Origin of the sequence: Xanthomonas translucens pv. undulosa (genome assembly GCF_017301775.1) — a bacterium.
Lineage (GTDB): Bacteria > Pseudomonadota > Gammaproteobacteria > Xanthomonadales > Xanthomonadaceae > Xanthomonas_A > Xanthomonas_A translucens.
The window spans coordinates 367,953-384,174 of sequence record NZ_CP063993.1 but is presented as its reverse complement, the minus strand read 5'-3'; the positions used below and the strand labels follow the sequence as shown (position 1 = coordinate 384,174).

The 16,222-nt window shown below is 68.3% G+C and carries 8 protein-coding genes and 1 tRNA gene; 3 read left to right on the top strand and 6 right to left on the bottom strand.

Translation table 11 applies throughout. The features are described from left to right. Positions 1-251: 251 nt before the first annotated feature. Entirely contained in the window at positions 252-5,168 is a 4,917-nt protein-coding gene (locus ISN38_RS01440; protein WP_425509986.1) for an NAD-glutamate dehydrogenase, read from the top strand. Between the two features lie 265 nt (positions 5,169-5,433). Here the strand turns inward: ISN38_RS01440 and ISN38_RS01435 are convergent. The 6 genes from ISN38_RS01435 to ISN38_RS01410 form a co-directional block, all read right to left on the bottom strand. Beyond that, a protein-coding gene (locus ISN38_RS01435) for an IS3 family transposase (protein ID WP_199222607.1) occupies positions 5,434-6,584 on the bottom strand; the annotation gives its coding sequence in 2 pieces (ribosomal slippage) (positions 5,434-6,329 and positions 6,329-6,584; 1,152 coding nt in all). 340 nt (positions 6,585-6,924) lie between these two features. After that, a complete protein-coding gene (gene xopB / locus ISN38_RS01430) occupies positions 6,925-8,820 on the bottom strand; it encodes a XopB/HopD1 family type III secretion system effector (protein ID WP_206712022.1) in 1,896 nt (631 codons plus the stop codon). 547 nt (positions 8,821-9,367) lie between these two features. Continuing rightward, positions 9,368-9,444 (bottom strand) — tRNA-Pro (locus ISN38_RS01425). 60 nt (positions 9,445-9,504) lie between these two features. After that, entirely contained in the window at positions 9,505-9,615 is a 111-nt protein-coding gene (cydX, locus tag ISN38_RS01420; protein ID WP_003470310.1) for a cytochrome bd-I oxidase subunit CydX, read from the bottom strand. A gap of 34 nt (positions 9,616-9,649) precedes the next feature. Beyond that, positions 9,650-10,801: a cytochrome d ubiquinol oxidase subunit II gene (gene cydB, locus ISN38_RS01415; protein WP_003470311.1), complete on the bottom strand. Its 1,152-nt coding sequence runs from the start codon at positions 10,799-10,801 to the stop codon at positions 9,650-9,652. A 19-nt stretch (positions 10,802-10,820) separates the two neighbouring features. Further along, positions 10,821-12,410, bottom strand: a complete 1,590-nt coding sequence (locus tag ISN38_RS01410; RefSeq protein WP_058363353.1) for a cytochrome ubiquinol oxidase subunit I — start codon at positions 12,408-12,410, stop codon at positions 10,821-10,823. Positions 12,411-12,611: 201 nt separating this feature from the next. Between ISN38_RS01410 and ISN38_RS01405 the strand changes: the two genes are divergently transcribed. Then, positions 12,612-14,534: an ABC transporter ATP-binding protein/permease gene (locus ISN38_RS01405; protein WP_058195699.1), complete on the top strand. Its 1,923-nt coding sequence runs from the start codon at positions 12,612-12,614 to the stop codon at positions 14,532-14,534. Next, the gene (cydC, locus tag ISN38_RS01400) at positions 14,531-16,207 is read left to right on the top strand and encodes a thiol reductant ABC exporter subunit CydC (RefSeq protein WP_058195698.1); all 1,677 of its coding nucleotides are present in this window, start codon (positions 14,531-14,533) and stop codon (positions 16,205-16,207) included. The genes ISN38_RS01405 and cydC overlap by 4 nt, the downstream gene beginning before the upstream one ends. Positions 16,208-16,222: the final 15 nt, after the last annotated feature.

Below are 16,222 nucleotides of genomic sequence, written 5' to 3'. Positions count from 1 at the left end.
ATGCAGCAAGGGAGTTGCACACGTCACCGGTACAATTCTGGCTTTCCCAATGAGCATCGTTGTTGCTCCCCGTCATGAAACCCAAATCAGACGCCTCCCGTTCCAGCACGTCCTCGGCCGGATCCTCCAGCAAGTCCGCGTCCAAGCCCGCTCTCCCCTCGTCCAAGTCCGCCAAGGCGGCCAAGGCCGCCCCGGTTGCCGCCAAGCGCACCGCGCCGCGTGCGGCCGCCACGGCGCGGGCCAGCGCTGCAGTGCCGGCCGCGGCCGCTGGCGGCTTCAGCCTGGAGCCGGTGTATGCGGCGCTGCGCCAGCGCTATCCGAGCGGCCGCCAGGCCGAGGCACAGCTGTTCGCCGAGGAGTTCTACAAGCGCATGGAGGAGGACGAGTTCCCCCACCACAGCGCGCAGGAGTGGGCGGCGCTGGCGGCGTCGATGCTGGAGTTCGCGCGCAAGCGCAAGCCGGGCACGGTCAATGTGCGGGTGTTCAATCCGAGCCTGAAGCAGGACGGCTGGGAGTCCTCGCGCACGGTGCTGCAGATCGTCAACGACGACATGCCGTTCCTGGTCGATTCGGTGAGCATGGCGCTGTCGGAGCTGGGCATCGGCGTACACGTGCTCGGCCACCCGGTGCTGCGCATGAGCCGCGACAAGGCCGGCACGCTGGACACGGTCGGCGAGGGCAAGCCGGAATCGCTGATGTTGCTGGAGATCGACCGGCAGCCGCCGGAGGACATGCCGCGGGTGGACGCGGCGATCCGGCGCATCCTCGGCGAGGTGCGCAACATCGTGCGCGACTGGAGCGGCATGCGCGAAAAGATGCTGACCCTGGCCGACGACCTGACCACGCGGCGCTTGCCGGTGGACGACAAGGGCCGGCGCGAGGCGCAGGAGTTCTTGCGATGGGCCGCGGCCGACCACTTCACCTTCTTCGGCTACCGCGAGTACCGGGTCGAGAAGCAGGGCGGCGAAGACGTGCTGGCGCCGCTGGAGGACAGCGGCCTGGGCCTGCTGCGCGGCCACGACAAGTCGCCGTCGCGGCCGGTGCGCACGCTGGCCGCGCACGGCCTGAGCGAATCGGGGATCAAGGAAGCGCTGATCCTGACCAAGACCAATGCGCGCTCGCGGGTGCACCGCAGCGGCTACATGGACTACATCGGCGTGCTGGAATTCGACGCCAGGGGCCGCATCGTTGCCGAGCAGCGCTTCCTCGGCCTGTTCACCTCCAGCGCTTACAACCGCCGGCCGTGGGAGATCCCGTTGGTGCGCGAGCGCTACGACTACGTGATGCGCAGTTCCGGGCTGACCCCGAGCAGCCACAGCGGCAAGGCGCTGCGTCACATCCTGGAGACGCTGCCGCGCGAGGAGCTGTTCCAGTCCAACGAGGAAGAGCTGTACCGCACCGCGATGGGCATCCTCGGCCTGCAGGAGCGGGTGCGCAGCCGCCTGTTCCTGCGCCGCGACAAGTATGGCCGCTTCATTTCCGCGCTGGTCTACCTCCCGCGCGAGCGCTTCAACACCGACGTGCGCCTGCGCATCGAGGCCTTGCTGAAGGACGCGCTGCACGGCGAATACATCGACTCCAGCGTGGTGCTGGGCGAATCGCTGCTGGCGCAGCTGCACCTGATCGTGCGGCCCAAGCCGGGCGAGGCGCTGGAATTCGACACCACCGAACTGGAAGCGCGCCTGGCGCATCTGCTGCGCAACTGGCAGGACGACCTGCGCGAGGCGCTGGTCGCCAGCCGCGGCGAGCGCGACGGCCTGCGCCTGGCGGCCAACTACGGCCGCGCGCTGCCGGCCGGCTACATCGAGGAATCGACCGCGCAGATCGCCGCGCGCGACGTCGAGCGCCTGGCCGCGCTGCGCGGTCCCGACGACCTGCACCTGAGCCTGCAGTCGCTGCGCCGCGACGGCGCCGACAGCCTGCGCCTGAAGCTGTACCGCCAGCGCGACGACCTGCCGCTGTCGGACGTGCTGCCGATGATGGAGAACCTGGGCCTGCGGGTGATCTCCGAGCGCCCGTACCGGCTGACCGTGGACGGCACGCTGCTGTACATCCAGGACTTCGAAGTGGAGCCGCTGGCCGGCAGCATCGACGTCGAACGCGCCGACGCGCCGCTGTGCGAGGCGTTCGTGCGCATCTGGCGCGGCGATGCCGAGAACGACGGCTTCAACCGCCTGATCGTCGGCGCCGGCCTGGGCTGGCGCCAGGTGGCGATCCTGCGCGGCTACTGCAAATACCTGCTGCAGACCGGGGTGCCGTTCTCGCAGGCCTACGTCGAAGAGACCTGCACGCGCTATCCGCTGCTGGCACGGCTGCTGGTGGAACTGTTCGAAGCGCGTTTCGATCCGGCCACCGGCAACGAGAGCAAGGCGCAGATCGCCGACGGCCAGGCCGCGCTGACGGCGCAGCTGCACCTGCTGGCGGCCGGCGACGAAGGCGCGCTGAAGGCGCTGCAACCGGTGATCGACGCGCGCCGCGGCGACCGCGATGCGCAGCTGGAGGCGGCCAATGCCGCGCTGCTGAAGCTGTTCGACCAGGTCGCCAGCCTCGACGAGGACCGCATCCTGCGCAGCTTCAAGGGCGTGATCGAAGCGACCCTGCGCACCAGCTACTACCAGACCGGCAAGGACGGCGGCCTGGGCCACTGCATCAGCTTCAAGCTCGATTCGGCCAAGGTGCCGGAGCTGCCCAAGCCGCGCCCGTACCGCGAGATCTTCGTGTACGGCCCGCGCGTGGAAGGCGTGCACCTGCGCTTCGGCGCGGTGGCGCGCGGCGGCCTGCGCTGGTCGGACCGGCGCGAGGATTTCCGCACCGAGGTGCTGGGCCTGGTCAAGGCGCAGATGGTCAAGAACACGGTGATCGTGCCGGTCGGCGCCAAGGGCGGCTTCTTCTGCAAGCGCTCGCCGGTCGGCGGCGACCGCGACGCGGTGCTGGCCGAAGGCATCGCCTGCTACAAGCTGTTCATCCAGGGCCTGCTCGACATCACCGACAACATCGTCGGCGGCAAGATCGTGCCGCCGCCGCAGGTGGTGCGCCACGACCAGGACGATCCGTACCTGGTGGTCGCCGCCGACAAGGGCACCGCCACGTTCTCCGACATCGCCAACGGGCTGGCGATCGACCACGGCTTCTGGCTCGGCGACGCGTTCGCCTCCGGCGGCTCGGTCGGCTACGACCACAAGGGCATGGGCATCACCGCGCGCGGCGCCTGGGAGTCGGTCAAGCGCCACTTCCGCGCGCTGGGCCGCGATTGCCAGAGCCAGGACTTCAGCGTGGTCGGCATCGGCGACATGTCCGGCGACGTGTTCGGCAACGGCATGCTGCTGTCCAAACATATCCGCCTGCTGGCCGCGTTCGACCACCGCCACATCTTCCTGGATCCCACGCCTGACCCGGCCGCCTCGTTCGCCGAGCGCGAGCGCCTGTTCAAGCTGCCGCGCTCCAGCTGGGCCGACTACGACGCCACGCTGATCAGCGTCGGCGGCGGCCTCTATCCGCGCACGCTGAAGTCGATCGAGATCAGCGCGCCGGTGCGCGAGGCGCTGGGCCTGGAGGCGGGGGTCAAGCAGCTCTCGCCCAACGAGCTGATGAACGCCATCCTCAAGGCGCCGGTGGACCTGTTCTGGAACGGCGGCATCGGCACCTACGTCAAGGCCGCCAGCGAGAACCATGGCGACGTCGGCGACCGCGCCAACAACGGCCTGCGCGTCAACGGCGGTCAGTTGCGCTGCAAGGTGGTGGGCGAGGGCGGCAACCTGGGCCTGACCCAGCTCGGCCGCATCGAGGCCGCGCAGGTCGGAGTGCTGCTCAACACCGACTTCATCGACAACTCGGCCGGCGTGGACACCTCCGACCACGAAGTCAACATCAAGATCCTGCTCAACGACGTGGTGCAGGCCAGGAAGCTGAGCGTGGCGGCGCGCAACACGCTGCTGGCGTCGATGACCGGCGAGGTCGCCGAGCTGGTGCTGTGGGACAACATCCGCCAGAACCAGGCGCTGAGCCTGATGGAGCGGATGAGCGTCAAGCGCCTGGGCTCCAAGCAGCACTTCATCCGCACCCTGGAAGCGCAGGGCCTGCTCGACCGGCAGATCGAATACCTGCCCTCGGATGCGGAGATCTCCGCACGCAAGGCGCGCGGCCAGGGCCTGACCCGGCCGGAGCTGGCGGTGTTGCTGTCGTATTCCAAGCTGGTCGCGTTCCAGCAGCTGCTGGAATCGGACATCCCCGAGGATCCGTACCTGTCCAAGGAGCTGCAGCGCTACTTCCCGCAGCCGCTGCAGAAGAAGTACGCCGATGCGATGGAGCGGCACCGGCTGAAGCGCGAGATCATCGCCACCGCGGTCACCAACACCACCATCAACCGCATGGGCGCGACCTTCCTGATGCGCATGCAGGAAGACACCGGGCGCAGCATCGGCGAGGTCGCCAAGGCGTACACGATCAGCCGCGAGACGCTGGACGCGCGCGCGCTGTGGACGCAGATCGACGCGCTGGACGGGCAGGTGCCCGAGTCGGTGCAGATCGATGCGCTGGAAGTGATCTGGAAGCTGCAGCGCGCGTTCGTGCGCTGGCTGCTGTTCCGGCCCGGCCCGATGCCCGGCATCACCGCGGCGGTGGAGCGCTACCACGAGCCGTTCAACGACATCCGCGTCGCCTCCGGCGTGCTGTCGGACTCGCAGCGCCCGCTGTACGAGGCGCTGGTGCAGGAATGGCAGGACAAGGGCCTGCCGCCGGCGCTGGCGCAGCAGCTGTCGGAACTGCGCTTCCTGGAGCCGGCGTTCGACATCATCGAGATGGCGCGCACCCGCAAGCTCAAGCCGGTGGAGGTGTCGAAGGTGCACTTCCGCCTGGGCGAGGCCTTGCAGCTGCCGTGGATCTTCGAGCAGATCGACGCGCTTGAGGTCAACGGCCGCTGGCATGCGGTAGCCCGTGGCGTGTTGCGCGACGAACTGGCCAAGCACCACAGCGCGCTGGCCGGACAGGCGTTGGCGTTGCCGGGCGGCAATGCCGAGGCCAAGGTGCAGCAGTGGTTGCAGCGCGACGACAGCAGCCTGCGCTTCACCTTGAACATGCTGCAGGAACTGTCGGCGCAGAAGGCGCTTGACTACCCGACGGTGTCGGTGGCGGTGCAGCGTCTCGGGCAGCTGGCGGCGCACGGCGTGTGACGTCACACGGAGCTTGACCCAACCGTTTGCGGCGCAAACGGTTGGCGCCGCCGCGGGCCACGCAGCCTGTCCCCCGCGGCTTCGCCGCGCCCCGCTTAAGGACTGGGCGAGCCAGATCACCGACTTCCCCGATGACCGGTCAGAGGCGGCGATTGCGCATGAGATAACGGATAAGGCCAAAGCCGCATACAAGCGCGGCAAGATGCTGGAGAAGTGGCGGAAGATGATGGAAGCGTGGGTGGACTGGCCAGAGTTCCGTAGACACTCAGTTGCGGCTCTGCGCGTAGCGCCTTTCAAACTCTACAGGTGACAGCCCGGCAGCGGAACCATGCCGGCGGATCGGGTTGTAGAACATCTCGATGTAGTCGAACACGTCCGATGCTGCCACGGCGCGTGTCGGGTAGATCCGCCGCTTGATCGGCTCCTTCTTCAAGACGCTGAAGAAGCTCTCGGCCACGGCGTTGTCGTGGCAGTTCCCGCGTCGGCTCATGCTCGGCACCATCCGGTGCGCTTTCAGGAACGACTGCCAGTCGCTGCTGGTGAACTGACAGCCCTGATCCGAATGCACCAGCACACCTGGGCCCGGCTTGCGCCGCCAAGCTGCCGCCACCAGCGCCTGCAGTACCAGATCGCTGGTCATCGTCGACGCCGTCGCCCAGCCGACGATCTGCCGCGAGTACAGATCCATCACCGTCGCCAGGAACAGCCAGCCCTCGTAGGTCCTGATGTAGGTGATGTCCGTGACCCAGACCTTGTTCGGCGCCTGTGGCGCGAATTCCCGGTTGAGCACATTGGTCACCACGCCCACGGGACCACCGTGATGACGTGGCTTGCGGCCGTAGCCGACTTGGGCACGCAGGCCTTCTGCTTTCATCAACCGCAGGACGCGGTGCCGGCTGCAGCGCTCGCCGGCCTCGCGCAGGTCCAGGGTGATCTTGCGATAGCCATACACCGTGCCGCTGGCCAGCCAGTGGTGCTTGATCAGCCCCAGCAGACGCTGATCTTCGCGCTCGCGAGCACTGGCGCCATGGCGCAGCCAGGCGTAGTAGCCACTGCGTTGCACGTCCAGCACCCGGCACATCGCCACCAGACGGAACTCCCGGACGTGCGCGCGCATGAACGCGTACTTCGCCCTTACCCCTTGGCAAAGTACGCGGCGGCTTTTTTTAGGATGTCGCGCTCCTCGGTTACCCGCCGCAGCTCAGCCTTGAGCCGGCGGATCTCGGCCGAGTCGCTCGGCGCGGCCGGGGCTCCAGGGGCCGGTACCGTCTTCTTGGCCGCCTGCACCCAGCCATACAACGTGTGCTTGGGAATCCCTATGCGGGAGGCGACGTCAACCACCGTGAAGCCACGCTCGATCACCTGCCTCTCCGCCTCGGCACGGAACTCATCCGTGTACTGCTTGCTGTTGCCCATAAACACCTCGGTCATTGCCATCAATTATGGCAACTGGATGTCTACGAAAGGCTGGCCGGTCCAGCCCGGCGATTACCAGAAGGCCACGCAGCGCATCTGGCACACGCCGCAGCAGGTGAGCTACATCGGTCTGCCGGTGCGCTGAGCGGGCGGGCGCCAGGCGCACAGCCGTCGATGGCGGCGCCGGCGCGGCAGTCTGGCGGCCGCACTGCACGCGGCCGCCAGACCGGCGTGGCGGCGGCCGCTCGCTTGGCCGGCATGCCGTGGCACACCGCGCAGGGTCACCGGTGGCGAACCGCCGGTGACCGTCGCAGCGCGCTCGCTGCCGTCTCGGGCAGGGCTACACTGGCGGTATCGGCGCTGCGTGCGTTGCCGGAGGCGCCTGCGATGCCTGCGATGTCTGCGATGCCGGCGGTGGCGGCAACGGCACATGCAGATCCTGATACGGAATGCGCTCATCCAAGGGCGGCTCGCCATAGCCGAGTTTGCGCACCACGCTCGGAACCGATTCGAACATCGCGTTCATGCCATCGACGATAACTGTGCCGAGTCGGTGTAGGAAATTACGCTGCTGGCCGAGCTTCTCGTGTAACTCTTCTGGGCTGATCGTGCGTTCTCCGGCATCCATCTGTTGGCTGGCACGCATGAGAATGGCCTGCGCGACACGTGCGTGCTTGGTATCGTGGGAATCGAAGACCTTGGGGATAGTGACGCGGCTGCTCAGGGCAAGCGCGTTGAGCGCGATTGCCTCGATCGGATTGAACACGGTGCTGCGGAAGATGCGCAAGACCCGTTCCGACAGCAGTCCGGTCGCCTTGTCGCCGGCGATCAACGGGATCAGGCCGACCATCGCGGCCACGCCCATGGATTTCACCGCCGTGCTTTCGCCTGGCCCGATCTCCAGCGCATGCTTGGTCATCTGCTCGACCGTTTGCCGCGCCGAGGCTGCGTCGGCAGGCGCCGCGAGCATGCCCGCTCTCATGCTCTGGAACAGGCCAGCGCGCAGGTGTTCCTCGTTTTCCTTCACTTCGGGCGGAATCCCCGAGGCTGAGCCGAAGATGGCCGCTTCGGTCGTCAGCACGTTGGCGGCAAGGTCCGCCGGCCGTGACTTGAAGCCGGCGTATTGCAACAGGTTGTTGGGAAAGGAAAGTACCGAGGAAATCGCGCCGGCCGTGGTGGCCTTGCGCAGCAAAGCGCTCAGCGGTTCGCTCTCGCCTTTCATGCGCTGCATGATGGACAGCACGCACATCGTGTCCAATGTCTCGATCAGCATGGGCGGGACCGAATCGATGCCTGCCAATTGCAGCGCATGCTTGCTCGGCGAATAGTGGGCGCCGAAGACGGTGTCCTTCAGCGCCTGCGCCGCTTTCAATTCCCACAGCGAGCCGAGTCCGCTGCTCGCGGCAAGGCTGCCCAACAGCCCGATTGGATCCGTCTCTTTCTTGGTGGCGGCGTGCAGCAGCGACTGCGCGCCCAGGCGCACCAGCAGATCGCGGTCGCAGCGGACGCGTTGGTTGACGTTCACCTCCAGAACGTCGTCGTTGCAGTGGATGCTGGGGGCATGCAAGGCCAGGAACTGTGCTGCAGTCAACGCTTCGCCGTCGTGGGAGATCTGTGCATTTTCCCCAAACGCGTTTGCGCCTTTTTCGATGGCTTTTTGCAACACGGCAATATGAATGTCTCCCTTGACATCATCGTAAACGCGCGCACCCGACGGATCCGTGGGGGAAAGCAGATTCGCGTGCTTGACCATGAAGGCGTCCTTGAACGCTTCCAGCGCGTCCTCGAGGTCAGGGTGAGCGCATATTTCCAATGTCGTGGGGGCATCGGGATTACTTGCGATCCGCGCTTGCAGCGGCTCGTTGGCTTGCGCGAACGACAGCAATGCATGGATGACCGGATCGTCGGAAACCAGCCTTCGATTCTCCAAACGCACCGCGCCGGCATGCAAGGTTTTGCCCGCAACCGCATCAGCGGATACTGGCTGCAGCGATTGCTGTGCTTCGGCCGAGGCGGCGCGGCCGCTGGCCGTGTTCGCCGAGGTTGTGGCGTTCGTGGCTTGCTGGCCCTTCAAGCCGCGACGCGGCGGCCTGCTTAGCACTGCGACGGGCAGGTCAGTATGGATGTTGCCCTGTTCCAGGTCGGGCTGCGATGCGTTCGCATCGGTGTGCGGATGCTGCGCCGGCGTGATCAGCGGAGTGAGCAAGGATGAGTTTATCGATGGGGACGGATGCATGATTTTTTAGTATCCATAGAAAGTATTTGGAGCGTTTGGATAAACGCGATGCGCATCTTAGTAGCGGGTCTGGAATGCAATGGCGCGATTCCGAAGCGACGCTGCCCTATGCGAATTCGGCGCCGGATTTGTCTGCTCAGCTAACCAGCGCGCGCAATGGCCGAACGAAGCCAGTCACGTTCATGATCGGCGCGCATCGTCGCGTGTTCCTCGCAGAGCACGCATGCGCGCGGTCTGTTACATCGCCGCGCGCCGGTTCGCGCGTGCTGCTGGATATCGACTCGTTTCCGCAAACGGCATGGTCGCGCGGCCGCAGCCTGCTGCAGCGCGCGGGCCAAGGATGTGGTGGCGGTGCAGCAGGCGGGTGTGGGCGGTTCGCGGCGTGCGCGACCGCGCTGCCGCTGCGCGGTTGGTGGCGGCAAGAGTGCGGACCCGCCGCACGCGGCGGCAGGCCCGCTTGTGCGAGGCGGCTCCACCGGGCTGCGCTCTGTGGGCACAAAAAAACCCGGAAAACTGACGTTTTCCAGGCTTTTTGTGACCGTGAAACTGGTCGGGGAGACAGGATTCGAACCTGCGACCTCTACGTCCCGAACGTAGCGCTCTACCAGACTGAGCTACACCCCGAAGGAGCCGCACATGATACGGGGGTCGCCCGCATTCGGCAAGATCCTTTGCGAAAAAATTTCAGTCGGCGGCGTCCGGGGCGGCGCCCTCGCGGGCCTCGAACCACATGCCGTTGAGGATGGCGGCGGTGGAGGCCAGGCCGACACCGAGAATCCAGGCGAAATACCACATGCTGCAGTCTCCTATGCGAGCGGGTTGAACGCACTCAGTACGCGTTGGGGTTGTCGTCCAGCGATGCGGCGCTGACCTTGCCCTTCAGCACCCGGTATACCCAGCTGGTGTAGCCGATGATGATCGGCAGGAATAGCGCGGTGGCCAGCAGCATGATCCACAGGGTCAGGCGGCTGCTGGAGGCGTCCCATACGGTCAGGCTGGAGCCGGGCTGGCTGGAGGAGGGCAGCAGGAACGGAAAGATCGCAAAGCCGACAGTGAGGATGATGCCGGCGATGGCCGCGCCCGAGGCGATGAACGCCAGCCCGCCGCGGCGCTTGTGCAGCAGCACCGCGCTGAGCAGCAGCCCGAGCAGGCCGGCCAGCGGCGCCAGCCCGGTCAGCGGCATCGCCTGGTAGTTGCGCATCCAGCCGCCGACCTCGCCGAGCACCGCGGTCTTCAGCAGCGGGTTGGTGGCGCCGTCGGTGACCACCGGTGAGGTCACCGCGTAGCCGGGCAGGCCCAGCGCCACCCACACGCCGGCGGCGGCGAACAGCGCGCACGCCACCAGCGCCGCCACGCTGCCGTAGCTGGCTGCGCGCTCGGCCACCGGGCCGTCGGTCTTCAGCACCAGCATCGCCGCGCCGTGCGCCACCAGCATGCTCACGCTGAGCAGGCCGGCGAGCAGCGCGAACGGCATCAGCAGGCCGAAGAAGCTGCCGGTGTAGAACACCCGCAGGGTGTCGTCGAAGTGGAACGGCACGCCCAGCATCACGTTGCCCACCGCCACGCCCATGATCAGCGCCGGAATGAAGCCGCCGACGAACAGCGCCCAATCCCAGCCGTTGCGCCAGCGCTGGCTGGGCAGCTTGCCGCGGAACTTGAACCCGACCGGGCGCAGGATCAGCGCGAAGAGGATCACGAACATGGCCAGGTAGAAGCCGGAGAAGCTGACTGCGTACAGCGGCGGCCAGGCGGCGAAGATCGCGCCGCCGCCGAGCACCAGCCAGACCTGGTTGCCTTCCCAGACCGGGCCGATGGTGTTGACCACCAGCCGGCGTTCGGCGTCGTTCCGGGCCACGAACGGCAGCAGCGCGCCGACGCCCAGGTCGAAGCCGTCCATCACCGCGAAACCGATCAGCAGGATGCCGAGCAGCAGCCACCAGATCAGGCGCAGCGTGGTGTAGTCCAATGCAATGAAGTCCATCGTCATTCTCCTGCCGGGATCAGCGTTGAGCGGCGGCCGCAGGTGCGGCAAGGGGCGCGGCGGGGCGCGGGGTCGGCTGCAGTAGCGCGGAAAGATGGTCCGGGCCCTTGCGGATCGCCTTGAGCATCAGCTTGATCTCGATGACCAGCAGCACGCTGTAGATCGCCACGAAGCCGGCCAGGGTGATCACGATCTCGTGCAGGGCCAGGCCGGAGGCGGCGTAGAAGGTGGGCAGCACGCCTTCCACCGCCCACGGCTGGCGGCCGTATTCGGCGACGAACCAGCCGCATTCGATCGCGATCCACGGCGCCGGCAGGGACCACAGCGCCAGCTTCAGGAACCAGCGCTTGTCCTCGAAGGTGTGCTTGCACGAGAACCACATCGCGGCGATGAAGAAGGCGATCAGGTAAAAGCCCAGGCCGGCCATGACCCGGAACGTCCAGAACAGCGGCAGCACGCGCGGCACGGTGTCCAGCGCGGCCTTGGAGATTTCTTCCGGGGTGGCGTTGAGGATGTCGTCGCGGTAGCGCTTGAGCAGCAGGCCGTGGCCCAGGTCCTGCCAATGACGATCGAACACCTCGCGCGCTTGCACGTCGTTGCGGTCGGCCTTGAGCCGCTCCAGCGCGCCGTAGGCGATCTGCCCGCCGCGGATGCGGTGCTCGGCGCGGCCGACCAGCTCCAGGATGCCGGGAATCGGCGTGTCCAGCGAGCGCGTGGCGACCAGCCCCATCAGGTACGGCACCTTGATCGCGTAGTCGTTCTTGCGTGTGGCCTGGTTGGGGATGCCGAACGCAGTGAAGTCGGCCGGGGCCTGCTCGGTCTCCCACATCGCCTCGATCGCGGCCAGCTTCATCTTCTGGTGTTCGTTGGCGGCATACCCGCTCTCGTCGCCGAGCACCACCACCGACAGCGAGGACGCCAGGCCGAACGCGGCCGCCACCGCGAACGAGCGCCGCGCGATGTCGCGGTGCGTGCCGCGCAGCAGGAACAGCGCGCTGATCGACATCACGAACACCGCGCCGGTCACGTAGCCGGCGCTGACCGTGTGCACGAACTTGGCCTGCGCCACCGGGTTGAACACCACCGCCATGAAATCGGCCACTTCCATGCGCATCGTGTCCGGATTGAACACCGCGCCGGTCGGGTTCTGCATCCAGCCGTTGGCGATCAGGATCCACACCGCCGACAGGTTGGTGCCCAGCGCCATCAGCCAGGTCACCATCAGGTGCTTGACCGGCGGCAGCGTGTTCCAGCCGAAGAAGAACAGGCCGATGAAGGTGGCTTCCAGGAAGAACGCCATCAACCCTTCGATCGCCAGCGGCGCGCCGAAGATGTCGCCGACGTAGTGGCTGTAGTACGACCAGTTCATGCCGAACTGGAATTCCATGACGATGCCGGTGGCCACGCCCATTGCGAAGTTGATGCCGAACAGCATGCCCCAGAACAGCGCCATGCGCCGCCAGACCTCCTTGCGGGTCATGACGAACACGCTTTCCATGATCGCGATCATGAACGACAGGCCGAGCGTGAGCGGCACGAACAGGAAGTGGTACATCGCGGTCATGGCGAATTGCAGCCGCGACAGCTCGACGACAGTGGTGTCGATCATGGCTGTGCTACCTCGTGGAAAATATGCATCTGGGTGGCCGGGTGGCGGTAGGTTGAAGCCGATGTTCCGCTTCCGCCGCGCGCGCGGCCTTGATCCAGATCAATGCGGGTTCCGGCCGCGATCGGCACCATGACGGCACGCGGCGCTCCCGGCCGGGATGCCGACTTACAATGGCGGCCCGTTTGCCGCGCCGAGTCCGTTTTGACCGATCCCGCCGAGTCCTCCGCCGCACCGCCTGCCGAGTCGCCGCACCTGCGGCAGCAACGCGTGCGCTGGTTGGCGTCGCTGGCGGCGGCGGCGCGCGGGCGGCAACGGCTGGCCGCGGCCGCGATCGGCCTGTCCGGGGCGCTGCTGATCGTGCAGGCCGGCGCCATCGCCTGGTTGCTGCAGGCCTTGCTGGTGGAGCGTGGCGCGTTGCCGCAGGCGCTGCCCGCTTTTGCGGTGCTGGCGCTGGTGCTGGCTGTGCGCGCGCTGCTCGGCGCCTGCGCGCAGCGCGCCGCCGGCGATGTCGCCGATGCGGCGAAGTTCGAACTGCGCCGGCGCGTGTACCGGCGCCTGCTGCAGCGCGGCCCGCTGTGGCTGCGCGGCCAGCGCAACGGCGAACTGGGCGAACTGCTGCTGGCCCACGGCGACGCGCTGGACGGCTACTACGCCGGCTACCAGCCGGCGCGGCTGGAAGTGAGCGTGGTGCCGCTGCTGATCCTGCTCGCGGTCGGCTGGAGCGACTGGGTGGTGGGCCTGCTGCTGCTGTGCACCGCGCCGCTGGTGCCGATCTTCATGATGCTGGTGGGCTGGGGCGCCGAAGCCGCCGGTCGCCGCCAGCTGCGCGAGCTGGCGCGGATGGGCGGGCATTTCGCCGACCGGCTCAAGGGCCTGGGCCTGCTGCGCCTGTACGGCCGCGGCGAGGACGAACTGCGCGGCATCGCCGCCGCCGCCGAGGGCGTGCGCGAACGCACCTTGAACGTGCTGCGCATTGCCTTCCTGTCCTCGACCGTGCTCGAGTTCTTCGCCTCGGTCAGCGTGGCGATGGTGGCGATGTACCTGGGCCTGAGCTACCTGGGCATGATCGCGCTGCACGCGGCGGTGCCGACCCTGGGCGTGGGCGTGTTCTGCCTGCTGCTGGCGCCGGAGTTCTACGCGCCGCTGCGGCGCCTGGCCGCGCACTACCACGACCGCGCCAACGCGCTGGCCGCGGCGGCCGAGGTGGAGCGCCTGCTTGGTGCGTTGCCGGATTCGGCGGTGGCGCTGGCGCCGTCTGTGTCGTCGCCGGCGGTTGCCGCGCCGGCGCTCGCATCGCTTGCGCCGCCGTTGTCTGTGCCACCTGCTGCGCCCGCAATGCCGACGGCGCCTGATGAATCCGCAGTGCCATCGCCTGCAGCACTGCCAACGCCTGCGGTGCTTGCAACGCTCGCAGTGCCTGAAAAGCCTTCAGTTCCCGCAGTGCCCATGGCGCTGGCGATGCCGGCAGCGACCGCACAGCCGCTACTGCGCGCCGAGGGACTGACCCTGCGCCCGCAAGGCGCGCGCTGCGACGCGCTGCACGAGCTGTCCTTCACCCTGCAGCCCGGCCAGCGCCTGGCCCTGGTCGGACCCAGCGGCAGCGGCAAGAGCACCCTGCTCGAAGCACTGGCCGGCTGGCTGCCGCCACGCGCCGGCAGCCTGCACCTGCGGCCCGGACTGCGCGTCGGTTACGCCGGGCAGCGCCCGTATCTGTTCCACGGCAGCATCGCCGACAACCTGCGCCTGGCCGCGCCGCAGGCCAGCGCCGCGCAGTTGCACGCCGCGGCCGATGCGGCGCAGGTCATGCGCTTCGCCGCGCGCTTGCCGCGGGGCCTGGACACCGTGATCGGCGAACGTGGCTTCGGCCTGTCCGGCGGCGAAGCGCGGCGCATCGGCCTGGCGCGGCTGCTGCTGCGCGATCCGCAGCTGTTGCTGCTCGACGAACCCACCGCCTTCCTCGATCCGGACACCGAGGCCGAACTGCTGCGCACGCTGGCGACATTCAGCCACGGCCGCAGCGTGATCGTCGCCACCCACAGCGAAGCGGCGATGCGCTGGGCCGATAGCGTGCTGCGGCTGCCGGCACGTGGCGCGGCGGACGACGCGACCGGAGCCGCATCATGAGCGGGCCGGTGCGCGACGACCTGCGCCGCGTGTTCGGCCGCCACCTCGGCCGCCTGCTGCTGACCGCGCTGCTGCTGTTGTGCACGATGCTGGCCGGGGTCGGCCTGCTCGGCCTGTCCGGCGGCTTCCTGACCGCCGCGGCGCTGGCCGGCGTGGCCGGCATGGGCAGCGGTTTCAATTTCTTCTCGCCCTCGGCCGGCATCCGCGCGCTGACCTTCGCCCGCATCGCCTCGCGCTACGGCGAAAAGCTGGTCGGCCACGACGCCACCTTGCGCATCGCCCGCGACCTGCGCGTGTGGTTCTTCCGCCGCGCACTGCCGCTGGCGCCGGCCAGGCTCGGTACCAGCCGCACCGGCGAACTGCTGTCGCGCTTGATGTCCGACATCGGCGATGTCGATGGCCTGGTGGTGCGCGCCTTGGCGCCGCTGGCGGCGCTGTTGGGCGTCGGCGTGGCCGGCGTGGCCGCGGCGGCGGCGATCTACTGGCCGGCAGCGGCGCTGCTGGCACTGCTGGCGTTGGCGATCGGCGCCGGCGTGCCTTGGGTGGTCGCGCGCGGCGGCCGTGTGCGCGAGCAGCGCCGCGCGCAGCAGCGCGAAACCTTGCGCACGTTGGCCTACGAAGGCCTTGAAGGCGCCGCCGACCTGGCCGCGCTGGACGCGCAGGCCGACTGGATCGCGCGCGTGGACGCCAGCGCGCAGGACCTGCGCGCGCAGGACCGGCAGCAGCGGCAGCGCCTGATCGGCGGCAACGCGCTGCACGCGCTGTGCGCCGCGCTGGGCTTGCTGGCGATGCTGTGGCTGGCGCTGGGCGCGGCGCGTGCCGAGCTGATCGGTGCCGAACAGGCGGCCGGGCTGCTGTTCCTGAGCGTGGCCCTGCTCGAAGTCTGGGCCGGTGCCGGCCTGGCCTGGCAGGCGCTGCAATCCGGCCGCGTCGCCGCGCAGCGGCTGCAGGCCATCGCCGGCCAGCGCGCGCCAGTGGCCGACGCCGCGCAGCCGCAGCCGCTGCCCGCCGCCGGCGACGTCCAGTTCGACGCGGTCGTCTTCGCCTGGCCCGGCGAGACCCGGCACGTGCTCGACGGCATCGACCTGCGTATCGCCCCGGGCGAGCGCGTGGCCATCTGCGGCGACAGCGGCAGCGGCAAGACCACGTTGTCGGCGCTGCTGCTGCGGCTGTGGGATCCGCAGCATGGCAGCGTGCGTTATGCCGGCGTGGACCTGCGCGAGCTGGCCCAGGCGCAATGGCACCAGCGCATCGCCTGGCTGCCGCAGGGCGCGCCGGTGTTCGCCGGCAGCGTGCGCGACAACCTGCGCCTGGGCGCGATCGATGCCGACGACGCCAGCTTGCAGCGCGCGCTCGCCGACGTGCGCCTGGACGCATGGCTGCACGAAGTCGGCGGCCTGGATGCCTGGCTGGGCGAGAACGGCGCGACCATGTCCGCCGGCCAGGCACGGCGCCTGGCTCTGGCCCGCGCGCTGCTGCGCAACGCACCGCTGCTGGTGCTGGACGAACCTACCGAAGGCCTGGACGTGGACACCGCACAGGCCTTGCTGCGCGATCTGACCCAGGCGCTGGGCCAACGCAGCCTGCTGCTGATCAGCCACGACGCGCTGCCCGATGGCGTGGTGCATACGCGCTATCGCATGCAGCAGGGGCGGTTGCAGGCCGAGCCGTAGCATCGCGCGTATCGG

Bases quoted from the DNA above. Each gene is read 5' to 3' on its own strand.
- ISN38_RS01410 (WP_058363353.1), bottom strand. From the start codon at position 12,410: ATGATCGACACCACTGTCGTCGAGCTGTCGCGGCTGCAATTCGCCATG.
- cydX (WP_003470310.1), bottom strand. From the start codon at position 9,615: ATGTGGTATTTCGCCTGGATTCTCGGTGTCGGCCTGGCCTCCACCGCC.
- cydB (WP_003470311.1), bottom strand. From the start codon at position 10,801: ATGGACTTCATTGCATTGGACTACACCACGCTGCGCCTGATCTGGTGG.
- cydC (WP_058195698.1), top strand. From the start codon at position 14,531: ATGAGCGGGCCGGTGCGCGACGACCTGCGCCGCGTGTTCGGCCGCCAC.
- xopB (WP_206712022.1), bottom strand. From the start codon at position 8,820: ATGCATCCGTCCCCATCGATAAACTCATCCTTGCTCACTCCGCTGATC.